At 44.2% G+C, this 26,822-nt stretch carries 21 protein-coding genes and 1 pseudogene; 10 read left to right on the top strand and 12 right to left on the bottom strand.

All coding sequences use genetic code 11. The features are described 5' to 3' along the window. Positions 1-88 precede the first annotated feature (88 nt). Positions 89-2,152 (bottom strand): chromosome segregation ATPase, encoded by a 2,064-nt coding sequence (locus RMX98_RS11685; protein WP_322679049.1) that lies wholly within the window; start codon positions 2,150-2,152, stop codon positions 89-91. A gap of 154 nt (positions 2,153-2,306) precedes the next feature. Then, positions 2,307-3,212: an Hsp33 family molecular chaperone HslO gene (gene hslO, locus RMX98_RS11680; RefSeq protein ID WP_322679048.1), complete on the bottom strand. Its 906-nt coding sequence runs from the start codon at positions 3,210-3,212 to the stop codon at positions 2,307-2,309. 140 nt (positions 3,213-3,352) lie between these two features. On the opposite strand from hslO, the gene RMX98_RS11675 reads away from it, so the two are divergent. Next, positions 3,353-3,739 carry a hypothetical protein gene (locus RMX98_RS11675; RefSeq protein ID WP_322679047.1) on the top strand — a complete coding sequence of 129 codons (387 nt, stop codon included), beginning with the start codon at positions 3,353-3,355 and terminating at the stop codon, positions 3,737-3,739. 92 nt (positions 3,740-3,831) lie between these two features. Here the strand turns inward: RMX98_RS11675 and RMX98_RS11670 are convergent, their stop codons facing one another. The 4 genes from RMX98_RS11670 to hisD form a co-directional block, all read right to left on the bottom strand. After that, positions 3,832-4,446: a hypothetical protein gene (locus RMX98_RS11670; protein ID WP_322679046.1), complete on the bottom strand. Its 615-nt coding sequence runs from the start codon at positions 4,444-4,446 to the stop codon at positions 3,832-3,834. A gap of 193 nt (positions 4,447-4,639) precedes the next feature. Then, entirely contained in the window at positions 4,640-4,810 is a 171-nt protein-coding gene (locus RMX98_RS11665) for a hypothetical protein (protein ID WP_322679045.1), read from the bottom strand. A 19-nt stretch (positions 4,811-4,829) separates the two neighbouring features. Next, a complete protein-coding gene (locus tag RMX98_RS11660; RefSeq protein WP_322679044.1) occupies positions 4,830-5,255 on the bottom strand; it encodes a universal stress protein in 426 nt (141 codons plus the stop codon). Positions 5,256-5,599: 344 nt separating this feature from the next. Then, the gene (hisD, locus tag RMX98_RS11655; protein ID WP_322679043.1) at positions 5,600-6,901 is read right to left on the bottom strand and encodes a histidinol dehydrogenase; all 1,302 of its coding nucleotides are present in this window, start codon (positions 6,899-6,901) and stop codon (positions 5,600-5,602) included. Positions 6,902-7,627: 726 nt separating this feature from the next. Between hisD and rpsT the strand changes: the two genes are divergently transcribed. From rpsT to RMX98_RS11630, 5 genes are all read left to right on the top strand, one after another. Further along, the gene (gene rpsT, locus RMX98_RS11650) at positions 7,628-7,924 is read left to right on the top strand and encodes a 30S ribosomal protein S20 (protein WP_322679042.1); all 297 of its coding nucleotides are present in this window, start codon (positions 7,628-7,630) and stop codon (positions 7,922-7,924) included. A gap of 183 nt (positions 7,925-8,107) precedes the next feature. Then, positions 8,108-8,893 (top strand): TatD family hydrolase, encoded by a 786-nt coding sequence (locus tag RMX98_RS11645; RefSeq protein ID WP_322679041.1) that lies wholly within the window; start codon positions 8,108-8,110, stop codon positions 8,891-8,893. Positions 8,894-9,638: 745 nt separating this feature from the next. Continuing rightward, positions 9,639-12,938 carry a DNA-directed RNA polymerase subunit beta gene (gene rpoB / locus RMX98_RS11640; RefSeq protein WP_322679040.1) on the top strand — a complete coding sequence of 1,100 codons (3,300 nt, stop codon included), beginning with the start codon at positions 9,639-9,641 and terminating at the stop codon, positions 12,936-12,938. Between the two features lie 137 nt (positions 12,939-13,075). Then, positions 13,076-14,953, top strand: coding sequence for a DNA-directed RNA polymerase subunit gamma (locus tag RMX98_RS11635; protein WP_322679039.1), 1,878 nt, complete (start codon positions 13,076-13,078; stop codon positions 14,951-14,953). 102 nt (positions 14,954-15,055) lie between these two features. Continuing rightward, a complete protein-coding gene (locus RMX98_RS11630) occupies positions 15,056-19,105 on the top strand; it encodes a DNA-directed RNA polymerase subunit beta'' (protein ID WP_322679038.1) in 4,050 nt (1,349 codons plus the stop codon). 270 nt (positions 19,106-19,375) lie between these two features. On the opposite strand, the pseudogene RMX98_RS11625 reads toward RMX98_RS11630, so the two are convergent. Further along, positions 19,376-19,902: pseudogene (locus RMX98_RS11625) on the bottom strand (Uma2 family endonuclease). Positions 19,903-20,042: 140 nt separating this feature from the next. Between RMX98_RS11625 and RMX98_RS11620 the strand changes: the two are divergent. Next, positions 20,043-21,371, top strand: a complete 1,329-nt coding sequence (locus RMX98_RS11620) for a hypothetical protein (RefSeq protein WP_322679037.1) — start codon at positions 20,043-20,045, stop codon at positions 21,369-21,371. Between the two features lie 76 nt (positions 21,372-21,447). On the opposite strand, the gene RMX98_RS11615 is transcribed toward RMX98_RS11620, so the two are convergent. The 4 genes from RMX98_RS11615 to RMX98_RS11600 all read right to left on the bottom strand — a co-directional run bounded on the left by RMX98_RS11615 (position 21,448) and on the right by RMX98_RS11600 (position 24,459). Then, the gene (locus tag RMX98_RS11615; RefSeq protein ID WP_322679036.1) at positions 21,448-21,684 is read right to left on the bottom strand and encodes a hypothetical protein; all 237 of its coding nucleotides are present in this window, start codon (positions 21,682-21,684) and stop codon (positions 21,448-21,450) included. 133 nt (positions 21,685-21,817) lie between these two features. Beyond that, positions 21,818-22,255 (bottom strand): response regulator, encoded by a 438-nt coding sequence (locus RMX98_RS11610; RefSeq protein WP_322679035.1) that lies wholly within the window; start codon positions 22,253-22,255, stop codon positions 21,818-21,820. A gap of 283 nt (positions 22,256-22,538) precedes the next feature. Then, on the bottom strand, positions 22,539-23,906 hold the full coding sequence (locus RMX98_RS11605; RefSeq protein WP_322679098.1) for a DUF3370 domain-containing protein: 1,368 nt from the start codon (positions 23,904-23,906) through the stop codon (positions 22,539-22,541). A 31-nt stretch (positions 23,907-23,937) separates the two neighbouring features. Continuing rightward, positions 23,938-24,459: a peptidase C15 gene (locus RMX98_RS11600; protein ID WP_322679034.1), complete on the bottom strand. Its 522-nt coding sequence runs from the start codon at positions 24,457-24,459 to the stop codon at positions 23,938-23,940. 58 nt (positions 24,460-24,517) lie between these two features. Here RMX98_RS11600 and hisH point away from each other — a divergent pair, with 58 nt between their 5' ends. Further along, positions 24,518-25,153, top strand: a complete 636-nt coding sequence (hisH, locus tag RMX98_RS11595) for an imidazole glycerol phosphate synthase subunit HisH (RefSeq protein WP_322679033.1) — start codon at positions 24,518-24,520, stop codon at positions 25,151-25,153. Positions 25,154-25,226: 73 nt separating this feature from the next. Then, the gene (rsmD, locus tag RMX98_RS11590) at positions 25,227-25,823 is read left to right on the top strand and encodes a 16S rRNA (guanine(966)-N(2))-methyltransferase RsmD (protein WP_322679032.1); all 597 of its coding nucleotides are present in this window, start codon (positions 25,227-25,229) and stop codon (positions 25,821-25,823) included. An 84-nt stretch (positions 25,824-25,907) separates the two neighbouring features. On the opposite strand, the gene petG is transcribed toward rsmD, so the two are convergent. Further along, on the bottom strand, positions 25,908-26,021 hold the full coding sequence (petG, locus tag RMX98_RS11585; protein ID WP_063721252.1) for a cytochrome b6-f complex subunit V: 114 nt from the start codon (positions 26,019-26,021) through the stop codon (positions 25,908-25,910). Between the two features lie 210 nt (positions 26,022-26,231). On the opposite strand from petG, the gene RMX98_RS11580 reads away from it, so the two are divergent. Then, positions 26,232-26,606 (top strand): cytochrome c, encoded by a 375-nt coding sequence (locus RMX98_RS11580; RefSeq protein WP_322679031.1) that lies wholly within the window; start codon positions 26,232-26,234, stop codon positions 26,604-26,606. Positions 26,607-26,822: the final 216 nt, after the last annotated feature.

Raw genomic sequence — 26,822 nt, 5'->3', positions numbered from 1 at the left:
CGAATCGTATTGCCTACACCCCGCATCCCTGATATGCTCTTTAAAAATGCTGAATCAAAAGGTTTTAACTAAATCGTTAATCAGGATATTATTGCCCAGTAGTAGTTGATGGAGGAAATGGTTGAGATTCAGGCTGAAGCTGAGGTTCCGGCTGAGGATTGAGAAAATCTTGCCAAGCCTTAATTTGCTCTTGCGCTGCACTGTAAGCAGCACTACCGCGTGGAATCGACTTGGCAATGTCAATGCCTCTAGCAATATCAGATTGACCTTGAGTACGTGCAATTTCTAACAATTGCTGACTCCATTGGTCAATAGCCTGATTTGCATCCATACGCAAGATGCTATTGTTTGAAACCCGGTCTGCTAGCCGTATTGCTTCAATCAAAGCTTCTGGCGTACCAGCTGCCCCCACTTCCTGGGCTTTTTTCCAGTTTTCTCTAGTGCGGATTTGTCCTTCCCAATCATTGATTGCAGCTTGTGCTTCTTGTGAGAGTGCCCTTCCTGACGAGGCAATTTGTTGAGCTGCATTAATGGCGGCGGTGAGATTTCCACTCTGAGCCAGTTCTTGTGCTTGATCCAAGTAGGGTTGGTCTTGAATTCGCTGAATCTTTGCTACCCAAGTACGAATTTTTTTCCGTGCTTCTGGATACAATGCACGACCTCGACGAATTTCGCTGGCCTGAGCGATCGCAGCTTGCAAGGAGTTAATATCGTCGAATATTGCTATCTGTTCGGCACGGTCTAAGTAAGGCTGGTCTTCAATTGTCTCGACTTGGGCACTCCAGCGATCAATCTCTTGCCTAGCTTCTGTGCCCCTGGGATTACTAGCAGGGATAAGCTGTACTTGAGCGATCGCTGCTGTTAAATTAGGGACTGTTCCCTGACTTGCCAATGTTCTCGCTTTTTCCAGATTTGCAACATCTTCAATTTCCAACTGCCAACGAGCAATCAGTTGCTGTGCTTCGTTATACACTGGTCTAGAAGGATCAATTTGTTGTGCTTGGGCGATCGCTGCCTCTAACCCAGAAACATTACCTATCCAAGCACTCCTTTTCGCGTCGGCTATGGCGATAAAGTCATCGGTTTCGCCTTGTAGTTTCGTACTTTCTGGTATTTGCCTAGCAATATTCAGCGCTTCATCTGCATCCCGGTTGTCTAGTTTTGCCCGTGCCAATTCCAGCATTTTGCGTCCAAATGCCGGAATCGCTTCCTGAGCTTTTTGGTAAAGGTAACTTTCCTGCCCAATAGACTCGGCTATCTTGATCGCTTCTAATAAATTATCGACTACTTTGCTGTTTGCTAAACTTTCGGCTTTTCCTAACTTATCGCCATCTTCCCGTGCTGTGGCAATTAGACTATTCAATTGGTCGTATTTAGTACCTGCCCAGTATTGATTGTCTACGCGCAACATTTTTGCGGATAACATGAACGCCGATTGCCAACGCCGTTCTTTTACTTCAGCGATCGCACCGTTGTATGTGGCTTCTGCCTTTGACCAAATTGACTGCCATTTGTCAACTTGTTGATCGACTAACTTATAAGCTGCCACATCTTCGGGTATTTTACGAGCAGTAGCGATCGCTTCTTCTAAATTTCCAGTTTGGAAACTTTCATCAGCTAGCTTTAAAATATCTCGCGACCATTCTTCGATAAAACGATTAATTTCTCCATGCAACGGGTGATTTTGTGGTAGTTGCTTCACCAAAGCGATCGCTTGCAATAGATCGTTCACTGTCTGCTTAGAAGCCGCCAACTGAGCGCAGTGTAGCCGCACGGAAGCACTAGCTAACGGCCAGAAAATCGAGGGGCAATTAGGAGCAGCTGGTAACTTGAACAGCATTGCCATTGCCAAGAATCCTACACTGCCGGGAATCAACATTAGTAGTACTGGCCACCACACCCAGCTTTTCATCCAACGTGGCCATTTCCTAGTACTACTAAGTTGGGCAGTTTCTTCTGAATTACTATTTATAGGTAATCCTTTTTTATGGTTTTTTTTTCGCCGCTTCACTGACTTGGAGGTAGAACCAGTAGCTGGGACATCAAATGGCTGAGTTTCACCGAATTGTTCTATTCGGGATAATCTTTTGTTTTGATCTGGCTCTCTTCCACTGGCTGAAGACCAACTGTCTGGAATATCCCGCTCTGTCATCTCTCACACCAAAATAATTGAATAGCGCTCTGTTTTAGGTCGATAATTCCATTGTTGACATAGTAACTTTCTCATGATTAAAAAGCTACTTTTTTGATTATCTCTCTCCACAGAGTACCATTATTCATATCAAAAATCAGTGCTATTTTATACTTTATCCTGAAATAGCAGATTCAGCTTGCAAATCGGCAATTAATTGAGCTAACTGATCGCTACTTGCCTGGTAGACGTTGCCGCAAAAGTCGCAGGTTGCTTCAGCACCATCATCTTTAACAATCATATCTTGGAGTTCAGCTTCTCCCAAAATCTTCAGTGCCCCTAAAACGCGATCAAAAGAGCAACCACAGTGGAAGCGCAGCATTTGCCGTTCGGAAAAGATTTCCAACCCCATATCTCCCAACAGGTCGCCAAAGATTTCAGGTAACGTCTTCCCAGCTTGCAATAATGGCGTAAATCCTGCTAGACCAGCTACTCGTGATTCCAACGTTTCTACTAAGGCTTCGTCTCTGGCGGCTTTGGGCAATACTTGTACCAGTAGTCCTCCCGCAGCAGTTACTCCCCCTGCTCCCACAAACACACCTAAAACTAAAGCCGAAGGTGTTTGCTCGGAATTCACCAAATAATGAGCTACATCATCGCCAATTTCGCCAGAAACTAGTTCTACGGTACTAGAGTAAGGATAACCATAACCAATATCTCGTACAACGTAGAGGTAGCCGCCACCCACAGCACCACCAACATCTAACTTACCTTTGGCATTGGGAGGCAATTCTACAGATGGATTCCCAACATATCCCCGTACCGTACCATCTAAGCCTGCATCTACCAATATGCCACCCAAAGGCCCATCGCCCTTAACGCGGACATTCACCCTCGATCCAGCTCGCTTCATACTAGAAGCCATTAACAAGCCCGCCGTCATAGTCCGGCCTAGTGCTGCCGTTGCCACATAAGAAAGCTTGTGGCGCTGCCGTACTTCTTCTGTTAAACGTGTGGTGATCGCACCTACGGCACGAATTCCACCTTCGGCTGCTGTTGCACGAATTAACTGATCCGCCATGAATAACCTTACATTTCTTAACAAGTTCACTTTTTCTATTCTAAGTTCTCTGCTGCGAGAAAAGTGACGCCACAATAATCAGTGATTGTATTTGCAATATTAGAAATAGTGATGTCTCATCTTTAGGTAGTCCAAAAAAAATGCTGGGTAATTTTCAACAAAGCCAACTACGGATCGAAATCGAAGCATCAACAGATGCAATTCGTAACAGTCTGCTGCATCCGGTGCAACTAGAAAAATGGCTCTTAGGGCAACGTTTTGCGCCAGGAATGCCAGAAGAACTACTTCCCGGATTCCAGTTTACAACCTGGACAGGGCCAGTTGCGATTCATCATCAAGTAAACGTTGTCAAATCTAACTGCCTGCGTTTGGTACTCAGTGGAGGTATTGATGGCTTCCATGAATGGTACTGGGGAGAAGGTTGGGTACAGTCTCGCTTGGAAGGAGTTTCACTTTTGCCCTTGAATTTGGGCCAAACTTTGAGTTTGTTGAGCTTGCGTCAGTTTCTGGCAACTCAAGGACGTTGAATTGACTGGATGTGAAGGAATTGGGGATTAGGGCATTGGTTATTCTTTGCGTACCTAGTCCCCAGTCTTGCGAAATGCAATTGTCAAGGAGATTATGAATCAGAAATAATACCTACAATAATTTTTACCAGGGTAGATAAATCTTCTGGAACTTGATAGCGTTTCTGGTCTTGAGTCACTTGACGATTCGCACGATGGTAAACTCCAAAACGCCAGTCTTCACCAGTCGTAACTGCACCATATAGAAGTTCAGATGTAGATTTAGTCCATTGATCGAGTGCTATTAATTCAATAGCGAGTTGAGTAAATCCTCTAACTAAATCTGATTGTTTGGCTTCAATAACTAATAAATTTTGAGGTGCTGCAATATAGTAGTCGAGAGTCCCTTTCAAATAGTCGTTGACTGCAATAGAATATTCTATATTGAGTCTCTGATTAGTTAAATGGCATACTTCAAACAAAATTGGACCAATTAAAGCTTCGCGTCTAGTAGTTTCATTAACTAAATCAATATGAGAGAAATTACGCCGAAGTTGCTGCTGTAAAAATTGGATGTCTAAAATTTCTGATGATTCAGGTAATGTCAGATTTTTTCTTTCAATAGTGCAATTTAATTCGGCTAAAATATCATCAATTGTGAAAGGCAATTCAAAATATCGGCTGAAAGTATAAGATTCACCAACTTGAAGAATGCGGCGGGAACTCATAAGAAACCTAAGCCAAATTTATCCTCTTAATTTTATACAAACTAAGTCAACTAACTGCCAATTTGAACAATGATTGCCACAGTTGGATTGTCAAAGCGATCGCTAACTCTTTGACAATCCAACTTTCTGCAAAATCTCAAATCCAAAATTGTATAATTGTCAAATAAATCTCTCTCTTAGTTTAGTGTTGCAACTACATTTTTGCTCGAAAACAAACATTGAGAAATTCTCTTCGCGCGCTATGTTGTCCACTTCCTAAACTCATGAGAATTAGTTCTACATTAACCAATTCATAGCGAATATTAATGCCATCATTAGATTTCAGGTATTTCTCAAAAGTTAGCTTTGGGGTGGTTATAGTCATTGCTTCCCCTTGCAAATTTTTACTTTGGTTTTACGACTAACACTGAACAATTAGCCTCTTCTACAACTTGACTGCTAACAGAACCCTGAACAATTCGCTTCATCCCCATCAACCCGCGACTACCAATTATAATCAAGTCAGTTTTATAAATATTGGCAAGCCGAATAATTTCTTCGGCGGGATCGCCAGTTACAAGTTCTAACTCACTTGCAATTGATAATTTTTCCTGATAAGATTGCAACTGCTTTTCAACCTGAAAATAAGAAAATTTTGGTGACTCTGACTGAGGGCGATCCGCAGGTAGTTCCATCTCTGACTCTGGCGTGGGGAACACATGACAAAGAATAACCTTGGAATCTTTTGATAACGCTAAATTATCTAAAGCCTGAATTACTCGTTGTGAAATTTCTGAACCGTCCAGAGCTACCAAAACACTATTTAGCACTGCTCTCGCCTCCTAAAGAGTAGACCCCTTACATAAGTATCTAGCAAAATTTGTCGGTAGCGACATTGAACCAATTTTTTATTTGCCAATTAGCTTAAGATGTTTGAGGCTATGTTAAAAGTCAGTTTCATGCTAGTGCATTGTCGCAACTGGTCTGAAGAAGCTTTTCACGAGTTTATGAGAGAGGAAAACCCTCTCTCATAAACTACTGTCGGCAATGCCCGACTTGTGGACATTTAAAATTGAGCTGAAGATGAGGATAGCAAATGGCGTGCGTTAGCGTAGCTTAACGTAGGTATCACTATCCAAACTTTTAGTTATAAGAAAAAATTAAGCATTGCAAATCACTCTTCTTGCTGAATTCGGCGTCGTACCGAATCAGCGTGAGAAGGTAAACCTTCTGCTGTTGCTAGCACATCAATAGCACCAGCCACATTTTGCAGTGCGGTTTGGGAGTATTGAATAATACTGGAATGTTTGAGGAAAGTTTCAACCCCTAATGCCGAAGCATAGCGGGCAGCACCAGAAGTTGGCAAGGTATGGTTAGGCCCTGCCAAATAGTCTCCTACGGCTTCTGGTGTTGAGTAACCCAAAAAGATTGCCCCAGCGTGGCGAATCTGTGGTAGGAGTGCCCAAGGGTCTTTAACTTCTAATTCCAGGTGTTCAGGGGCAAATTCATTTGAGAGTTCTGCTGCTGCTTGGAGCGATTCCACAACGATAATCAAGCCGTAGTGAGCGATCGCTTTTTCGGTGTCTATTCGCCGTGGGTGATCCACTAGCTGTCTTTCCAAGGCTAATTGCACGTTTTTCGCCAAAGCAGCATCTGTCGTCAGCAAAATCGCTGCCGCCATTGGATCGTGTTCGGCTTGGGCCAGCAAGTCAGCAGCTACATGCACCGGATTTGCGGTTTCATCGGCAATCACCAGCACTTCGCTGGGGCCTGCCAAAGAATCAATACCGACGGTGCCATAGACAAGTTTTTTCGCTAGGGTGACATAAATGTTACCAGGCCCAGTAATCACATTCACTTTCGGAATCGTTTCTGTACCATAAGCTAAAGCGGCGATCGCTTGTGCGCCCCCAATGCGATAAATTTCTTGCACCCCTGCTTCTTGGGCAGCTACCAAGACTGCTGGGTTAATAGCACCCCCTGGGCCTGGTGGTGTTACCATCACCACGTGGGGTACAGCAGCAACATGAGCCGGAATTGCATTCATCAGCACTGTACTGGGATAGGCGGCACGGCCACCTGGCACATACAACCCCGCTCGGTCTACGGGGGTGTAGCGTTTGCCCAGCACTACTTCATCGTCGCCAAAGTGTACCCAGCTTTTCGGTACTCGCTGACGATGAAAAGCTTCAATTTGGCGGCAAGCTAGCCGAATTGCGCCCAAAAACTCCTTTGACACCTGTTGATAGGCTGCATCTAGTTCCGAACCTGTAACTCGAAGTTCTTCTGCTTTGAGGGAAAGTTTGTCAAATTCGGCTGTGTAATGCAATACAGCTTTGTCGCCTTGGCGCTTCACTGCTTGCAAAACTTCCCGCACCGTTGCTTCTTTGTTAAGCACTTGTTCGTCATGGGTGCGATCGCAGATCCGTTGTAGTTCTGCTCTGACGTCTGCCTGCTGAGTAATGATTCGCAGCATGGAGTAAGGACAATGCCAAAATTATAATATTGCCACCTGAGATTTAGTATTGCTCTTGACCCACTGGGGTGTGCAAGCTGACTCTAATTCTCTTCTCTAGCTTAACCTGAATTTTTTTGATACTCTCAAGGCTACCACCATATAGTTCGCTTGAGAAGGCAACTTAATTGCTCAATCCCACAAGCCTTGTTATGCTAGCGGCAGGAAGTAGGCGTGCCATTTCCCGCTACCCTTATGCCCTTCCTCTCACTCCTTGCGGGGTGCAGGTTGTGTGTTTACACACTCAATCCCCCGGATTTATCGGGGGTAGGATCTGAGTACAATTTTTACTTGTTTTTCTAACTTTCGCTACTTCTTGAATCTCTGTACAGACACGACATATCGGTTTTATACTTGTTGGAAACACCTGAAATTTAGCTCTTTACAGTTCTTGCCTCTAATAATACATCTGCTTTACGGACAAATGATATTTATTTGGCAATTACATTGCTGAATCAGATGGTGGTGAGTTAGGGTGACAGTTTTTATCTACCTTATTTTAACGCATTTCCTAAATTGACGAAATACCGAATACCGCAGTCAGGGAGACAGAACAAGAACTATTGATTATTCCTCAATACCCAATCCCAGAATTTTTTTAGGAAATTATAACATTGGCAATTTGGATGCTATATTAGTAAGTCTAGTAGTGTGTGTACATAATTAATAGTATTTTTGGAATTGACTGTGGCGAATACAAAGTCTGCTCTCAAGCGTGCCGAAATCGCAGAACGTAACCGACTGCGTAATAAAGCTTACAAATCAGCAGTCAAGACGCTGATGAAGAAATACGTTAATGCTGTAGCTGCCTATACAGCTAATCCTACCCCAGAATTAAAACAAGAAGCACAGGCTAGGTTATCTGAGGCTTACAGCAAAATCGATAAAGCGATTAAACGGGGTGTTCTTCACCCTAATAATGGAGCAAGAAAAAAGTCAAGATTGGCTAACCGACTAAAACCTGTCGCCCAAACTGCTGAGTAGTCATTTGTCCTTAGTCATTAGTTATTGGTAACAAAACCGACAAATGACGAAGGACAAACAACATAGACGCGCTAGCGGTGAAGCAGCGCGGTCTTCTCCCAAGGGGAGACGCCAAGGGCGATGGGAGTTTCCCCCATGAGCGACTGCTAAACCCGAAGGGCTTTCCACAGGGTAGGACAAAAAATGCAACTGATAGACACGCATGTACATCTCAACTTTGATAGTTTTCAGCCGGATTTAGCAACAGTGCGATCGCGGTGGCAAGAAGCAGGTGTAGTGCGTCTAGTACACTCCTGTGTTCACCCGGAGGAATTTTCCAGTATTCAATCCATAGCCCAAGAATTTCCCGAAATCAGCTTTGCTGTAGGATTACATCCTTTAGATGCTGAAAAATGGAATAGCGAGACAGGCGAGAAAATCAAAACTTTAGCGAGTTCTGACTCGAATGTGGTAGCAATTGGGGAAATGGGACTGGATTTTTACAAAGCTGATAACTACGAACAACAGTATATGGTGTTCGAGTCGCAGTTAGCGATCGCATCTGAACTCAACTTACCAGTGATTATCCACTGCCGTGATGCTGCTGTGGCAACCAGAGAAGTGTTGCAAAAATGGCGGGAACTCAAAGGAGAAAAAGTGCGGGGTGTGATGCATTGCTGGGGAGGAACCCCAGAAGAAACCCAATGGTTTCTCGATTTAGGGTTCTACATCAGCTTTAGCGGGACAGTAACTTTCAAAAACGCCAAAGCGATCCAATCCTCGGCGGCGATGGTAAGTAGCGATCGCCTACTGATTGAAACAGACTGCCCATTTCTCGCCCCAGTTCCGAAACGAGGCCAGAGGCGCAACGAGCCAGCCTACGTACAATATGTAGCCGAGCAAGTAGCTAAACTGCGTCAAGAAACGGTAGAGGCGATCGCCCATCAAACCACCCAGAATGCCTGTGAATTATTTGGTCTGTCAATATAAAGTGTGTAATAATTCTCTTGTTCGGTTGTGTTAAAAAAAAATAAAACTCTAAGGAGGGAAAATATGCTAATATTATTCCCTCAAAAACATTTTGCTTGCGCCATAATGATAAAGGAAGGAACCTAAAATTTCTGAGCCTAATTTTTCGTACCGTTATCGGCTTGGCCATCCTTCAAATCTCTACAAGCGGATGCTCTCCACACATGACTAACTGTGCCAACTCAAGTTGAGCTAGATTGCACAACATCGGCTTGGCGTGTATCGTACCTATTCAAAATCGTTAAACAAAATTGCCTTGTGAGTACAATCCAGCAAAATGAAGTGATTCTGATTCAAAGCCGACAAGGTGCGGATCATTCCCTCAGTCTTAGGATATCTAGAATATCACTGAGAGTATAAATAGCCGGGTGGATTAAGACACACCGTCTAGAGCTGCGTCAGGCAAATTAACGCGCTTTTTGGAGGGGAAATGAAGAAAGTAGATAAAACTCAGGAATATCTCAACTGTATATTCTTCTTAAATCAAGACTATAGTGGGTTTTTGGCGTCTGAATCCCCGATTTTGGGCGATTACCCCCTTGTCCAAATTGCTCATTCCAGCTTTCATCGCTGCGTTTGCCCACACCTGCTATTTACAGGTGTGTAAGAAGAAGTTCCCAAACAGTTACGGACACTGGCTTGCAGTGGGAAGCGTTAAATAGCAGTGTCTAAGTAAAAATTTAACCAGGTTGACAAAGGTAGAGGCATGACCAAAGACACATATATGGAACCCGCCTTTCTGTTGCCCGACTTGATTGAAATTCAGCGATCAAGCTTTCGCTGGTTTTTGGAAGAAGGGTTGATAGAAGAACTTAACTCCTTTAGTCCTATTACAGATTATACGGGCAAATTAGAACTGCACTTTTTGGGTCATAACTACAAACTCAAGGAGCCAAAGTACAGCGTCGAAGAAGCCAAACGGCGGGATAGTACTTATGCCGTCCAAATGTATGTTCCCACACGGTTGATTAATAAGGAAACCGGGGAAATCAAAGAGCAAGAGGTATTCATTGGTGACTTGCCTTTGATGACCGATCGCGGCACGTTTATTATTAACGGAGCCGAGCGGGTAATTGTCAACCAAATCGTGCGATCGCCAGGCGTTTATTACAAATCAGAAATCGACAAAAACGGGCGACGTACTTATTCAGCTAGCTTAATTCCTAACCGGGGAGCATGGCTGAAATTTGAAACAGACCGTAACGATTTGGTGTGGGTACGCATTGACAAAACCCGCAAACTCTCAGCGCAGGTACTTCTAAAAGCTTTAGGGCTATCAGACAACGAAATCTTTGACGCCTTACGCCACCCCGAATATTTCCAAAAAACCATCGAAAAAGAAGGGCAATTCTCTGAAGAAGAAGCCCTGATGGAGTTATATCGCAAACTCCGTCCTGGTGAACCACCTACAGTATTAGGTGGACAACAACTTTTGGATTCTCGTTTCTTTGACCCGAAACGTTATGACCTTGGTCGCGTCGGACGGTACAAACTCAACAAGAAATTGCGCCTTTCTGTCCCCGACACAATGCGTGTGTTGACTGCTGGCGATATTTTGGCAGCCGTAGATTACCTGATCAACCTAGAATATGACATCGGTAATATCGATGACATTGACCACTTAGGCAACCGTCGGGTGAGAAGCGTCGGTGAATTGCTGCAAAACCAAGTGCGGGTGGGCTTAAACCGCTTAGAGAGAATTATTCGGGAACGGATGACCGTATCTGATGCGGAAGTGCTAACTCCCGCTTCCTTGGTAAACCCCAAACCACTGGTAGCAGCAATTAAAGAATTCTTTGGTTCTAGCCAATTAAGTCAGTTCATGGATCAAACCAATCCTCTAGCAGAACTGACCCACAAACGCCGTCTAAGTGCCCTTGGCCCTGGTGGTTTAACGCGCGAACGCGCTGGTTTTGCCGTGCGAGATATTCACCCTAGTCACTATGGACGCATTTGCCCCATTGAGACACCAGAAGGCCCCAACGCCGGATTGATTGGCTCCTTGGCAACCCATGCGCGGGTTAACCTTTACGGCTTCCTCGAAACACCATTTAGACCTGTAGAAAATGGGCGAGTCAGATTTGATCTGCCTCCAGCCTACATGACAGCCGATGAAGAAGACGATCTGCGGGTTGCTCCAGGAGACATTCCTGTAGATGAGACTGGACACATTATTGGGCCACTAGTACCAGTACGTTATCGCCAAGAATTTTCCACCACAACACCAGAACAGGTGGACTACGTAGCAGTATCTCCCGTACAAATTGTATCGGTAGCAACCAGTATGATTCCCTTTTTGGAGCATGATGACGCTAACCGAGCGCTGATGGGGTCGAACATGCAACGGCAAGCAGTACCCCTGCTCAAGCCAGAACGTCCTTTGGTGGGTACTGGTTTGGAAGCCCAAGGAGCAAGAGACTCTGGGATGGTGATTGTATCGCGTACTGATGGCGATGTCACTTATGTAGATGCTACAGAAATTCGCGTCCGTCCTAAAGCTAACACCTCCGAAATTAGATACACCCTTTCCAAGTACCAACGCTCAAACCAAGACACCTGTTTAAATCAGAAACCTCTCGTCCGCATTGGAGAACGGGTTGTTGCTGGTCAGGTGCTAGCTGATGGCTCCTCCACCGAAGGCGGTGAATTGGCGCTAGGACAAAATATCGTCGTTGCCTACATGCCTTGGGAAGGCTACAACTACGAAGATGCAATTTTAATCTCTGAAAGACTGGTGCAGGATGATGTCTACACCTCAATTCACATTGAAAAATATGAAATTGAAGCTAGACAAACCAAACTGGGGCCAGAAGAAATTACCAGAGAAATTCCCAACGTCGGGGAAGATGCCTTGCGCCAGTTGGATGAACAAGGAATCATTCGGATTGGGGCATGGGTAGAAGCTGGTGATATCTTGGTTGGTAAGGTAACACCAAAAGGTGAATCTGACCAACCGCCAGAAGAAAAACTCTTGCGGGCGATTTTTGGTGAAAAAGCACGGGATGTGCGAGACAATTCCTTGCGAGTACCAAACGGTGAAAAAGGTCGCGTAGTTGATGTGCGCTTGTTTACTCGCGAACAAGGCGATGAACTGCCACCAGGAGCCAATATGGTAGTCCGGGTGTACGTTGCCCAAAAACGCAAAATCCAAGTTGGCGACAAAATGGCAGGACGACACGGTAATAAAGGAATTATTTCTCGGATATTACCGGCAGAAGATATGCCTTATTTGCCCGATGGTTCACCAGTGGACATTGTACTTAACCCCTTGGGCGTACCCAGTCGGATGAACGTCGGACAAGTATTTGAGTGCCTCTTGGGTTGGGCTGGTCAGACCTTGGGAGTACGATTTAAGATTACTCCCTTTGATGAAATGTACGGGGAAGAGTCATCTCGCCGAATCGTGCATGGCAAATTGCAAGAAGCACGAGACGAAACAGGGAAAGACTGGGTATATAACCCAGATAACCCAGGCAAAATCATGGTGTATGACGGTCGTACAGGCGAACCTTTTGACCGAGCAATTACCATCGGTGTGGCTTACATGCTGAAGCTAGTGCATTTGGTGGATGATAAGATCCACGCCCGTTCTACAGGGCCATACTCACTGGTGACTCAGCAACCCTTGGGTGGTAAAGCACAACAAGGTGGTCAGAGGTTTGGGGAAATGGAAGTGTGGGCATTGGAAGCCTTTGGTGCTGCTTACACCTTACAGGAATTGCTCACAGTTAAATCTGACGATATGCAAGGACGGAATGAAGCGTTAAATGCGATCGTTAAAGGTAAGGCAATTCCTCGACCCGGAACCCCAGAGTCTTTTAAGGTGCTAATGCGTGAGTTGCAATCATTGGGATTAGACATTGCCGTACATAAGGTAGAAACCCAAGCAGACGGCAGTTCTCTAGATGTGGAAGTCGATTTGATGGCAGACCAATCAGCCCGTCGCACCCCTCCTCGACCAACTTATGAATCTCTTTCTCGCGAATCGCTAGAAGACGACGAATAAGGAGTGCTGAGTGCTGAGTGCTGAGTGCTGAGTATTAAGAAACTCAGTAATTGGCATTTAGCACTTGGATATCTCTTAATTCAAACCTTAAAACTAAATATACTCAAAACTCATAACTCGAAACTCAGTACTTAAGTATGAGACCAGCCCAAACTAATCAGTTTGACTACGTAAAAATCGGCTTGGCTTCCCCTGAGCGCATTCGGCAGTGGGGCGAAAGAACATTGCCTAATGGTCAAGTAGTCGGTGAAGTTACCAAGCCAGAGACGATTAACTACCGAACTCTCAAGCCAGAAATGGATGGCTTGTTTTGTGAACGCATCTTTGGCCCCGCGAAAGATTGGGAATGCCATTGTGGCAAGTATAAAAGAGTTCGTCATAGAGGTATTGTCTGTGAGCGCTGTGGGGTAGAAGTCACCGAGTCACGGGTGCGTCGCCACCGTATGGGCTATATTAAACTCGCCGCACCAGTAGCTCACGTTTGGTATCTCAAAGGTATTCCTAGCTATATTTCCATCCTGTTGGATATGCCATTGCGGGATGTCGAGCAGATTGTCTATTTCAACTCTTATGTTGTCCTAAGTGCAGGTAATGCCGAAACTTTAACTTACAAACAGTTATTGAGTGAAGACCAGTGGTTGGAAATAGAAGACCAAATTTATAGCGAAGACTCTGTACTGCAAGGCGTAGAAGTAGGTATTGGGGCTGAAGCGTTGTTGCGTTTGCTTGCCGATATCAATTTGGAACAAGAAGCCGAAAGCCTACGCGAAGAAATTGGCAACGCTAAGGGACAAAAGAGAGCCAAGTTAATTAAGCGACTGCGGGTAATTGACAACTTTATCGCCACTGGTTCCAAACCAGAGTGGATGGTAATGGCAGTTATTCCCGTGATTCCCCCCGACTTGCGCCCAATGGTGCAGCTAGATGGCGGACGGTTTGCTACCAGTGATTTGAATGATTTGTATCGACGGGTAATTAACCGCAACAATCGTTTGGCACGTTTGCAAGAAATTTTGGCACCAGAGATTATTGTGCGGAACGAAAAGCGGATGCTGCAAGAAGCAGTGGATGCTTTGATTGACAATGGTCGTCGGGGACGCACTGTAGTCGGAGCAAATAACCGACCCCTGAAATCTTTGTCCGACATTATTGAGGGTAAGCAAGGACGTTTCCGACAAAACTTGTTAGGTAAACGGGTTGACTACTCTGGACGTTCTGTAATTGTGGTCGGGCCAAAGCTGAAAATTCACCAGTGCGGTTTGCCTAGAGAAATGGCAATTGAGCTATTTCAACCATTTGTGATTAACCGCCTGATTCGTAGCGGTATGGTAAATAACATCAAAGCTGCGAAAAAGCTGATATCCCGCAACGATCCCAGTGTTTGGGATGTGCTGGAAGAGGTGATTGAAGGACACCCTGTAATGCTAAACCGGGCACCAACATTGCACCGCTTGGGTATTCAGTCTTTTGAACCAATTTTAGTAGAAGGTAGAGCGATTCAACTGCATCCTCTGGTGTGTCCAGCCTTTAACGCCGACTTTGACGGCGACCAAATGGCGGTACACGTCCCTCTATCGTTAGAAAGTCAAGCTGAAGCGCGGTTGTTGATGTTGGCTTCTAACAATATTTTGTCACCAGCTACGGGTAAACCGATCATCACGCCTAGCCAAGATATGGTGTTGGGAGCCTATTATTTAACAGCAGAAAATCCTGGTGCAACAAAAGGGGCAGGAAATTACTATTCTTCGCTGGAGGACGTAATTATGGCTTTCCAGCAAGATCAAATTGACTTGCACACCTATATTTACGTAAGGTTTGACGGTGAAATAGAATCAGACCAACCGGATACAGAACCCGTGAAAGTGACGGAAAACGAGGATGGTACTCGCACATTACTCTATAAGTTCCGTCGAGTCAGACAAGACGCTAAAGGCAATGTACTTTCACAGTATATATACACAACTCCTGGCCGCGTTATTTACAACAATGCCATTCAGGAAGCACTAGCAAGTTAATTCGTAATTTTTAATTCGTAATTCGTAATTGAAGAATTAATTACGAATTACGAATTACGAACTACAAATTATTAATTATTGATGACTCAGGACTAATGATTAATGACTAACGAAAAAATGATTTTTCGCAATCGCGTAGTTAACAAAAGTCAACTGCAAAAATTAATTTCTTGGGCCTTTACGCATTATGGTACAGCGCGAACCGCAGTGATGGCGGACAAATTGAAAGATTTGGGATTTCGCTACGCTACCAAAGCAGGGGTTTCCATCAGTGTAGATGACTTGATGATACCACCAACTAAGCGATTGCTCTTAGAAGCAGCCGAAGAAGAAATTCGCGCTACTGAAACCCGTTATCAACGGGGAGAAATCACTGAAGTAGAACGCTTCCAAAAGGTAATTGATACTTGGAACGGTACCAGTGAAGCTTTGAAAGATGAAGTAGTCGTTCACTTCAAGAAGACTAATCCCTTGAACTCCGTATACATGATGGCATTCTCCGGGGCACGGGGTAATATCTCTCAAGTGCGGCAATTGGTGGGGATGCGAGGACTGATGGCAGATCCTCAAGGGGAAATTATCGATTTGCCCATTAAAACCAATTTCCGTGAAGGATTAACTGTGACGGAATATATTATTTCGTCTTACGGTGCCAGAAAAGGATTGGTGGATACTGCCTTGCGGACGGCTGACTCTGGTTATCTCACTCGTCGGTTGGTGGATGTATCCCAGGATGTAATTATTCGGGAATTTGACTGCGGCACCACTAGAGGTCTGGCAATTCAACCAATGACAGAAGGGGCCAAAACCTTGATTCCTCTGGCAACCCGCTTGATGGGGCGGGTAATTGGCGAAGATGTGGTGCATCCGGTAACAAAAGAAGTGATTGCAGCACGTAATACCCCAATTTCTGAGGATTTGGCGAAGGAAATTGAAAAATCTGGGGTGGGAGAAGTTGTGGTGCGATCGCCACTAACTTGTGAAGCCGCACGTTCCGTCTGTCAACACTGTTATGGTTGGAGTTTGGCCCACGCCAAGATGGTGGATTTGGGCGAAGCTGTGGGGATTATTGCCGCCCAAAGTATCGGCGAACCTGGTACTCAGCTAACCATGCGGACATTCCATACAGGTGGTGTGTTTACTGGGGAAGTGGCGCAACAAGTTCGTTCTAAAATTGATGGAACTGTCAAACTTCCCCGCAAACTGAAGACTAGAACATATCGTACCCGCCACGGGGAAGATGCCCTCTATGTTGAAGCTAATGGCATCATGCTTCTGGAACCAAAAAAAGAAGGTGATGTTACCCCAGAGAACCAAGAGGTTCATCTGACTCAAGGTTCAACACTATATGTATTTGACGGAAATAAGGTAAAACAAGGTCAGTTGTTAGCAGAGGTTGCCCTCGGTGGACGGACAACTCGGACTAATACAGAAAAAGCAGTTAAAGATGTCGCCTCTGACTTGGCAGGGGAAGTACAATTTGCCGAAGTAGTTCCAGAACAAAAAACCGACCGTCAAGGCAATACCACAACCACAGCCGCACGCGGTGGTTTGATTTGGATTTTGTCTGGGGAAGTTTATAACTTGCCGCCTGGTGCAGAATTGGTGGTGAAAAATGGTGATGCGATCGCTTCCAATGGAGTTTTAGCAGAAACCAAGTTAACCAGTTTGCACGGTGGTGTGGTGCGTTTACCCGAAGCTACCCCAGGTAAGAGTACCAGGGAAATTGAAATTATCACCGCTTCTGTGGTGCTAGACCAGGCAACGGTGACAGTCCAAAGTTCCCAAGGTCGCAATAATTACTTAGTTTCCACTGGCAACAACCAAGTATTTAACCTCCGAGCTACACCAGGCACAAAAGTGCAAAATGGTCAAGTAGTAGCTGAGTTAATCGATGACCGCTATCGCACAACCACTGGTGGATTCCTGAAATTCGCGGGTGTAGAAGTCCAGAAAAAAGGCAAAGCCAAGCTGGGTTATGAAGTCGTGCAGGGTGGTACACTTTTGTGGATTCCTGAAGAAAGCCACGAAGTTAACAAAGATATCTCCTTGCTGTTGGTGGAAGATGGTCAGTTTGTAGAAGCTGGCACCGAAGTTGTGAAGGATATCTTCTGCCAAAACAGTGGTGTGATCGAAGTTACCCAGAAAAACGACATCCTGCGGGAAGTGGTGGTGAAGCCAGGGGAACTGCTGATGGTGGACGATCCAGAATCAGTTATCGGGCGAGATAACACCTTTATCCAACCAGGTGAGGAATTCCAAGGCAACGTCGCCACGGAATTGCGTTATATCCAATATGTGGAGACACCAGAAGGCCCCGCTCTGTTGAGTCGTCCAGTAGTTGAGTTTGCCGTACCGGATAATCCAGATGTGCCATCAACGACATCGGTAAGTCAGCAAACTGGGCGATCGATTCAGTTACGGGCTGTGCAGAGACTACCTTACAAAGATTCAGAACGTGTCAAATCTGTTGAAGGTGTGGAACTGCTACGAACCCAGCTAGTGCTGGAAATTGAGCAAGAAGGGGAACAAGACCATAATGCTTCACCCCTGGCAGCAGATATTGAATTAGTCGAAGATACCGAAGACCCAGAAGTTCAACGTTTACAACTGGTAATTTTGGAATCCTTGGTAATTCGTCGAGACATTACCGCCGATGCCACCCAAGGTAGTACCCAAACTACACTTGAGGTACACGATGGGCTAACCATCGCCCCAGGTTCTGTAGTCGCACGTACCCAAATCTTATGTAAAGAAGGTGGGGAAGTGCGGGGTGTTCAAAAAGGAACTGAAAACGTGCGTCGCTGTCTAGTGTTGCGCGACGTTGACAGGCTCACCATTAATACTAGTACTCAACCCAAGGTGAAAGTGGGTGACTTGCTAGTAGAAGGTACAGAAGTTGCTTCTGGAGTTTTTGCCCCAGAATCAGGGCAAGTCGTGGATATTAAGAGTGCTGCTACTGCATCTGGTGGGGAATCAGCTCTGAGTAATAAAAACTTCGTTATTACTACCCGCATCGGTCGTCCTTATCGAGTCAGTCCTGGCGCTGTGTTGCAGATAGAAGATGGCGATTTGGTACAACGGGGTGATAACTTGGTGTTGCTGGTGTTTGAACGCGCCAAAACCGGAGATATCATTCAAGGTTTGCCCCGGATTGAGGAACTCCTTGAAGCTCGTAAACCGAAAGAAGCCTGCATTTTATGTCGGCGAGCGGGTGAAGTTAAGGTAGTTTATGCTGATAATGGTGATGAAGCGATCGCGATCAAGGTCGTAGAATCAAATGGCGTGGTGACAGATTATCCTCTGGGCCCTGGACAAAATTTGATTGTGCCAGATGGCTCAATGGTATTGGCAGGACAACCGTTGAGTGATGGTCCATCCAACCCCCACGAAATTTTGGAAATCTTCTTTAGCCTGGGTTCTGAAGACGGAATCTATGCTTGTGCTAGCCTTGCCTTGCAGAAGGTACAAACCTTCTTGGTGAATGAAGTGCAAATGGTGTACCAGTCTCAAGGGATTGATATTTCCGATAAGCACATTGAAGTCATTGTTCGCCAAATGACCAACAAAGTCAGAATTGATGATGGTGGTGACACCACAATGCTTCCCGGCGAATTGGTGGAACTGCGCCAAGTTGAGCAGGTAAACGAAGCTATGGCAATTACAGGCGGTGCTAGGGCACAGTATACCCCAGTATTGTTGGGTATCACCAAAGCATCGTTGAACACCGACAGCTTTATTTCCGCCGCATCCTTCCAAGAGACAACACGGGTACTTACCGAAGCAGCTATCGAAGGCAAATCTGACTGGCTGCGCGGGTTAAAGGAAAACGTGATTATCGGGCGATTGATTCCGGCTGGTACTGGCTACAATACCTATGATGAACCAGGTGCGATCGAAGATTATGCTGCTGAAATTACCAGTAGTGTCTTGGATGAAGTTGATGATCCTCTGGATATGGTCTTAGATGACCGTACAGCTCGCGCCTATAATTTAGATTCTCCTACTCTTGGGGAATCTGGCTTTGGTAGCAGGCGTGCAGAAAGGTCAGTTCTAGATGAGGAAGATGAGTTAATCGCCGATGAAGTAGCAGATGACGACGATTACGAGGAAGAAGAGGAAGACGACGATGATGATTTCGATGACGAATAGAGACTAGAAATTTCACGTCTCTATTAAAAGGTAATAACTAAAAAGGCAAAAGAAAATCTTCTTTTGCCTTTTTCTTTTGCTCTCTAATATCGTGTCCGGTTAAAGACTTCTCATTTAGACCGCAGTTCTTGCTGGGAGCAGGGGGAAAGAGGCTTTTGCGCTTTTTGCACAGATGCGGGAATTATAACTAATTAGGCGGACATGATATAAAAACATATTTTTCAATCCTCAGGGTTCTGGTTTCTGAATTTCAAGTTAGAAACCAGCCAATTACAGCGATTCAAAAGTAACATCCTCATAAAAATTTGCAACAGCACACCGAAAATCTACGCTAACCAAATGAATGATATCTTGTCCATAAGGATAAAGTACCCATTGTCTCTCTGAGTTACGGCGGAAACACTCAACATTGAATCAAGTTTGACTCACAAGTACATATTCCTGAAGTAACTCCATCTGTCGGTAGTGAGCAAATTTATCACCTTGGTCAAAGGCTTCTGTTATCGGAGATAGCACTTCTACAATTAAGCCAACTTACGATCACATCGGGGTAGTAATAGATGTTAATTAACTCAATATGTGCTTTAGTATCTGAGATATAAGCCTAACAACCACTCCCGCGTAAATGATTTCTCAGTATTGAAGCAATATTAAGAGAAATAATCACATGAGCATTAGTTGCCCCTGCCATTGCATAAACCTGTCCCTATCTATAATTCATGCTTGATAGGACTAGTCTCTTCTCCTTTAAGATAGTCTTCTGGGGAAATATAGCTAGAATTTGAAGTTGCAACCATCTGTGAATTACCTTGTGTGATGCCTTGTATCTAGTTTAAGAGAAGTTTTATGGCTAAATCCGCATAAATCTAGCTATTGCTAGATGCCGTAATTCTCTCAAAAGCTATAATCTACATCTGTTGCACCGAGAGATTAACTTGTGGATGTCATATTAGAACGATCGCACCAATTAAAACAAGCCTTGGTTGATTTTGTCCTTGATGCTGAAGGCGAGCTGGCAAAAGCATTGGAAACTTATGCAGCCGCACAGTTGCGCCGTGGAAGTGGGGATAGTACGCAGCAGGATTTAATCATCGATAGTTTTCTGACAGATGGGAAAGTCGGTGATAAGTCTCCATTAGAGTTGTTTATCGAAAACAATCCAGATTTAGAAGAGAGCGATCGCAGCCTGATCAATAGTTGGCATCATAGTTTTATTGGCTTATTTGCCATAACGAATATTCTACCTGATGGCTTTGAATTGACGAACTGGTTGACAGATAAACACTACATTGTCAAGCCAAATAATACTCAAACATTACAGGCAATATCTCGGTTGAAAGTCGGAGAAATCTTGCTAACTCGCATTTCTCCTGTCACTGATAGCTACTGGATGTTTTCTGGCCCCTACACAATAATGGGTAAATTAGGTAAACCAAAACTTGCTGTAGCAATTGGTAATTTCAAAGAAAACTATAAAAGTAATCTTTACAGCGATGCGCCAGACTTGCTAGAAGAAGCTTGGCAGTCAGTAGCACAATATCATCAGCAGTTTGTGGATTTTTTTGGCACTGATGAAATCACACTATCTGGATATCAGCTTAATAAAAAAATAGCGGAATTTCAACAAGTAATTACTGAAAAAACTTTTGCAGCCGCAGGAATTGATACTTCTAAATCTCTGGCTGAAGTGGCAGAAGCGGCTGGCATTGGAGACGATGAAATCAAAGCAGCAGCAGAAGAATTTGGTGCTGACTCAAATGCAGTCTCTCAGATGTTTAACAGCAAAAGCGGCAATAGCAAAATGGTGATGCCAAAAGTTGATTTGCCTGCTGAACTCAAGAAAGCAGAACAGGTAACGGCTCTTTCTCATCCCCGTTGGGGACAAATGTTTTTACCAACATATAGTAAGGTACAAGAAATTTTATCAGCATCGGACTGGCAAAGTGTTCAAGGGGCTGAAAAACTAGTTCGCTACTACCTTGAAGATAAAAGTATTAATGCTTTTATTTGGCATCGATTAGCGCAACAGTATCCAAGTAAATTAGAAAATGTGTTGCAAACTGTTCTGCAACGTCCAGAGTTTAGCCTTGAAAATGACTTGGATTCGCTTTTGCAAGAATTCAATAAACCTATTGAGCCAGAGTTACCAGAAATTGCTAGCGTCCCTATACATCTACACAATTTATTTCAGGAAGCTTTAGGAGAAGTTAACAAATCTAAGCCCAAGAGCAAAGGGCAAAAAAAGCCAGCAAAGGGTTTTCAATAAAGTTAACAAATATAGCAAGGGACTGGGGACTGGGGACACAACAATTGCGCGGTAGTTGAATCTCGACTTCGCTCGATTACCGCCAAGCGATGCACTGAGCGTATTCGTTGTGTCGAAACTCAGTGCAAGTCGCTCGATTACCGCGTAGTCGAAACTCAGTGCAAGTCGCTCGATTACCGCCAAGCGATGCACTGAGCGTAGTCGTTGTGTCGAAACTCAGTGCATCGCTGGGGACTGGGTGAAAAGTCTTTTTGTGTCTAAGTTTCATCAACAGATGATGTTTTAACCACCAAGGCTTATGCTGTATATCCAATATCTCATCCTGCCCACTTAGGGTTTGGTTTCCAAGGTAGAGCCATTTATTAGGAGTGTACAGCTAGCTGTACCTCCCAGCGCCATTGGAGCAAATCAGTGTCAAGAACAAGATCAAAACTGAGTATTTATATTTAAATAACGGTAGAAAGCAGCTGAACAATCTCAGCTACGATTTCCTCTGGACTTTCAAGCTTAACTAAAAATCGATTAAAGCCAGCATTCAAAGCCTTATGACTGGAAACATCACGTGTATAAGAAGTGATAGCGATCGCAGGCAACTCTCTTAGAAATGGCCGAGAATGCACTCGAATTTGCTCAATTAACCAATTTCCATCATGTTCGGGTAACTTCACATTGGACACGAGAATATCGGGATGAAGTGATTCGACTAAGGTAAGGGCTTCTTCTGCATCGGTTAAAGCTATCACCTCTGCACCGGCTGCTTCCAAAATGAAGATGAGCAAATCTGCAATATCTGGCTCATCCTCTACCAGTAAAATCAAGATTCCAACAAGCGGCTGGAGCGAATTTAATTCAGTTTCTTGATTCATTATTTGATCGGTTGCCATGCCGTCCCTTTATTACTTGCTATAGTCTGCTACTTCTATTGCAATGTATGGAGCGGAATAAATATTCATCCTAAATATAGAAACCTGGGGTGAAAAGCTGATCAATATGAAGAAGTTAATTTAAGGATCATGTTGACTGCCCTGTTAGGTAAGCGATCGCCCCGAACAAGTTATATTTGAGCAGGGTCAAGTTAGTAAACAGCAGAGCTTTGTAAATCAACTGACTAAATATTTTTGGTAATAGGTAATTGGAGACAAGCTATTACCTATTACCCAGTAATCATTATCGAGGTTCGGCTTGAGTTGAAACTGTTAGTACTTGTGGTGGTGTAGCATCCGGCGGATAGAGAAAGTCAACTTCTACTAAAGAGCGATCGCCTGCTTTCATATTTAATAAAACTAACGGTTCTCCTGGTTGACCTCTCTTTTGCACTAAATGCACAAACTGAGTTTGGGGCTGATTTTGGCTATCTTTGTAACGTACTCGCACCGTTCCCCGGAAAAATACTTGAGGGGCTGGTGTACTCAGAAAGCGTAACCCCGGTTTTCCCAACTGATCCTCCTTAAGTGGTGTTTGTATCGACACACTAACAGTTTGAGGACTTTGAGTATTGTTGTATAGCGGCAACTTCAGATTATATTGAATTCCATAGTTACCATGAGCGCGATATGCGGTGTCAGGATAACGCACCAGCATAGGCGCACTTTGAATTTGACCAGTTCCTAAGGTACCGCCATGCAGGGTACTCAGAGCGTAAGAAAACACTTGACCAGGCTGAGGAATAGTCAGATATCTGGCTTTAGGATTATCTACTAATAACGCTCTCCATCGTGAACCACCAGCTACTCCAGCTACACGCCCATAAATTCTTGGCTTATCAGTTCCCTCTAAGGGAGTTGGGGCTTTATCTCGTGGCCCAGACAAATCACCATTATCTAGTAAATTCTGCCATTCTTCTAAGGTAGGCGATCGCTCGCTGCCATCAGGATTTACCCGTGCAAACATCGCAAGGCTAGCTGCATAGACAGTGCCATCACTTTGCAGTCGGATCAATGTAGATCGACCATTCAAGGGTGGTGTCAACCCCTGTACAGGAATTGGTAAATTTAGTAACATCCGGCTTTGTTTTGCTGGAATGTCAATTTGAGCAGGGAAAATCTCTTGTCGCACTCCCCGAAGCACATCAGACATGACGCGATCGCCTGGCCCGGCAAAAACTTTACCTAAAAGATTTTGACTAAAAGATGGTAATTGAATAAATGGTGCATCCGGTTGACTCAAATAACTCGCCGCCTGCCAAATATTCACCTTCACTGATTCAGAACCAGGGTTATGTAAAATTATCCCTAAATAAAGAGAACGTAAATTCTCTGCTGGTTCAGCCCTCGCAACGTGATGGGCAAAAATATCAAATCGTCCCCGAAAGGGAAAATTTAGATGCGCTGTTGGCACTTTTTTTCCATCTGGTGGAAAGGTGGAAAGTAAAATTCCTTCTTTCAAAACTAATTCTGGACTATTGCTGTTAAAGGTTGGCACTGTATCCAATTGGCCTGGTAAAGGTCGTACTTCTTGTAGTTGCACGACTTCTTCAGGTGATGGTGCGGTAGGAGTTGATTGGGCGATGGGAAAAATTAGTAACAATGGCAACATATACTTAGATATTTCTTTCACCATACAGACATTAACAACTTGATGAAAGTGCCAGTTTGTTAATAATTAATACGAAATCGGCAAGAATCCCCATCAAATTTTCTTGATTGAGAACCGGAACGTGGACAAAAATACAACGTGCCGTGAGTTTATTTTGACTTAAGTAGTCCAACACTGAATAGTAAAGACCCTCGCAAACAAATTTCCCACAGTCGTGGCTAATCTGAATTGCTGCTGCTCCCGCCACTAATTTTTCTAAATCAACTTCTGTCTGTAAAACAATTTCTTTCCAGCTAGCAACTGCTTCCACACTTAATTGTGTACGGCTTGCAGCCATGCCACAACAGATAATGTAATCAGGTTGGATTGCATTGATTTTTTCAATTACCTGGGTACTGGCAAGTTGCACATCTACGGGTAACTGTCGTAAAAAAGTTAAGTGATGTGGGATCAGATCAAGTTTGGTAACTTCAAGTAATAAATCATCAGAAGAATTTGACTGTTGATCCTTTAGCCAAATGTCAAAAGAAGTTAATAGAATTCTTTTCTTCATAACAAATATTATTTAGAATAGAAAAACCCTCCATAATAAATTTACAAGGAGCAGGTAAATGCCAGTAATTGCGGTCGTAGACTACGAGATGGGAAATTTGCACTCAGTCTGTAAAGGCTTGGAAAAAGCTGGGGCAACTCCTAATGTTACTTTTTCTCCAAAGGAATTAGAGCAGGCAGATGCTATAGTCCTACCGGGAGTAGGAGCATTTGATCCAGCAGTGCAACACCTGCGATCGCGTGGTTTGGAACAACCGATTAAAGATGCGATCGCATCTGGTAAACCTTTTTTGGGAATTTGTTTAGGATTGCAAATTCTCTTTGAATCAAGTGCCGAAGGTACTCAACCAGGACTAGGAATTATCAAAGGAAAAGTGCGGCGGTTTCGTCCCGAAGCTGAGATCACTATTCCTCACATGGGTTGGAATCAGCTGGAAATGACTCAACCAAAAAGTCTTTTGTGGGAGCATTTACCGGCCGATCCTTGGGTGTATTTTGTCCATTCCTACTATGTTGACCCAATAGACCCGCTAATCCGCGCAGCAACTATCACTCACGGTACTCAAACCGTCACAGCTGCGATCGCTCATGAAAACCTGATGGCAGTCCAATTTCACCCCGAAAAATCCTCTAATATTGGATTGCAAATCCTGTCTAATTTCGTTGCTCAAGTACGCGAAAAAATTCCAGCCTAATATTCTTTTTGCCATCTTTGATTTGTGATTTGTCCTTTGTTAATAAATGAGAATGCCCAATGCCCAATGAGCAATGAGTCTGAGAATTTACGGAAATCGCCAGCTAAAAACTTTACCAGGAAAAGAAACTAGACCCACTAGTGCGCGGGTAAGAGAGGCAGTATTTAATATTTGGCAAGGAGAAATTGCAGGTTGTCGCTGGCTAGATTTATGCGCCGGTACTGGTTCAATGGGCGCAGAGGCTTTGTGTAGGGGAGCCAGCCTAGTAGTGGGAATAGAACAATCGAGCCGAGCCTGTGCCACCATTCAACAAAATTGGCAGCAGGTAGCTAATGCCGACCAAGAATTTCGGGTATTACGTGGAGATATTACCCAGCAGTTAAAGACTTTATCAAGCAAGCAATTCGATAGAATTTATTTTGATCCACCTTATGCCAGTGGATTGTATCAGCCAGTATTAGAAGCGATCGCTCACCATCAACTTTTAGATCATAGCGGCGAAATTGCAGTTGAACACGCCTCACAAGGTTGGACACCACCAGAGATTCCTGCTTGGGAAACTTGCCGCCAGAAAGTTTACGGCAACACATCACTCACTTTCTACAGAATTCGGAGTGAGGGATTAAGAGCAGATCAAGGAAATGAGGAACAATATAACAGACGCAATTAATAGCATCTCTACTCTTAAATCTTGTACAGACGCGATTAATCGCGTCTCTACTCCTAAGACGCGATTAATCGCGTCTCTAATTCCTTATCCTCCCAACTGATTAGGACGCTTGTATTGCTTATAGGCAGCGTAAAACAGTCCGGCGAGAGTGACGAAAACTAGACCAAGGACAATACCTGATAGCAGGGGTTCAACCACTGGAAATCTCCTGTTTGTAATGATTAAATATTCGTTGCTTGTTTTTGATTTTACCAAATTTCGTATGAATCCTGCGCCCTACAGCCTTTTTCGAGAGCGACTGCCCACAAAAAAATAGTCTTCTGTGCTTGCAGACACAATCAAGAACTTTTAAGCTATGTGTAGGAAATGAAAACTTTTCAGCACACCTAGACTTTCACCGCAAACCTTTTGGATAACCAGATTAACAAACCTGAAATTTTGATTCAGAGGATCGTTTTATTGACGCTGGCCATACTGCTAGCAGTCCCTTTGGGCTTTTTTACTGTTCAGTTAGTTCAAGCCTCCGATCCATACGTCAAGAGTGTTCTATCCTTAACAGGGAACTCAGTTCAAGGACACGCAATCTTTCAAATTAACTGTGCTGGTTGTCATGGCTTGCAAGCAGACGGGCGAGTAGGGCCTAGTTTACAAGGTGTTTCCAAGCACAAGTCTCGGTATGGACTGATTCACCAAGTGATCAGTGGCGAAACACCGCCAATGCCAAAATTCCAACCTAGTGCCCAAGAAATGGCGGATCTTTTGGACTATTTAGAGTCATTGTAGACTTGAGAATTTTTGGTTGCTGGATACATAAATCCCTCATAGAAAAGGTCGCATCGGATGTGCTGCCTTTTCATCCCTGACAACTTTTAACAGGTCTCCAGGCGCTAAATAGGATTCACACAGCCTCTTGGAAAGAAGCATTAGCGAAGTAGGATTGTCTGACTCGCTAATTTCTTGGGCGTATTTGCGTAGAATCTTTGATAAAAACTCATATAG

This window comes from Nostoc sp. DedQUE02 (assembly GCF_034531035.1).
Classification (GTDB): Bacteria; Cyanobacteriota; Cyanobacteriia; order Cyanobacteriales; family Nostocaceae; genus Nostoc.
This window is presented reverse-complemented; position numbering and strand designations above follow the sequence as displayed.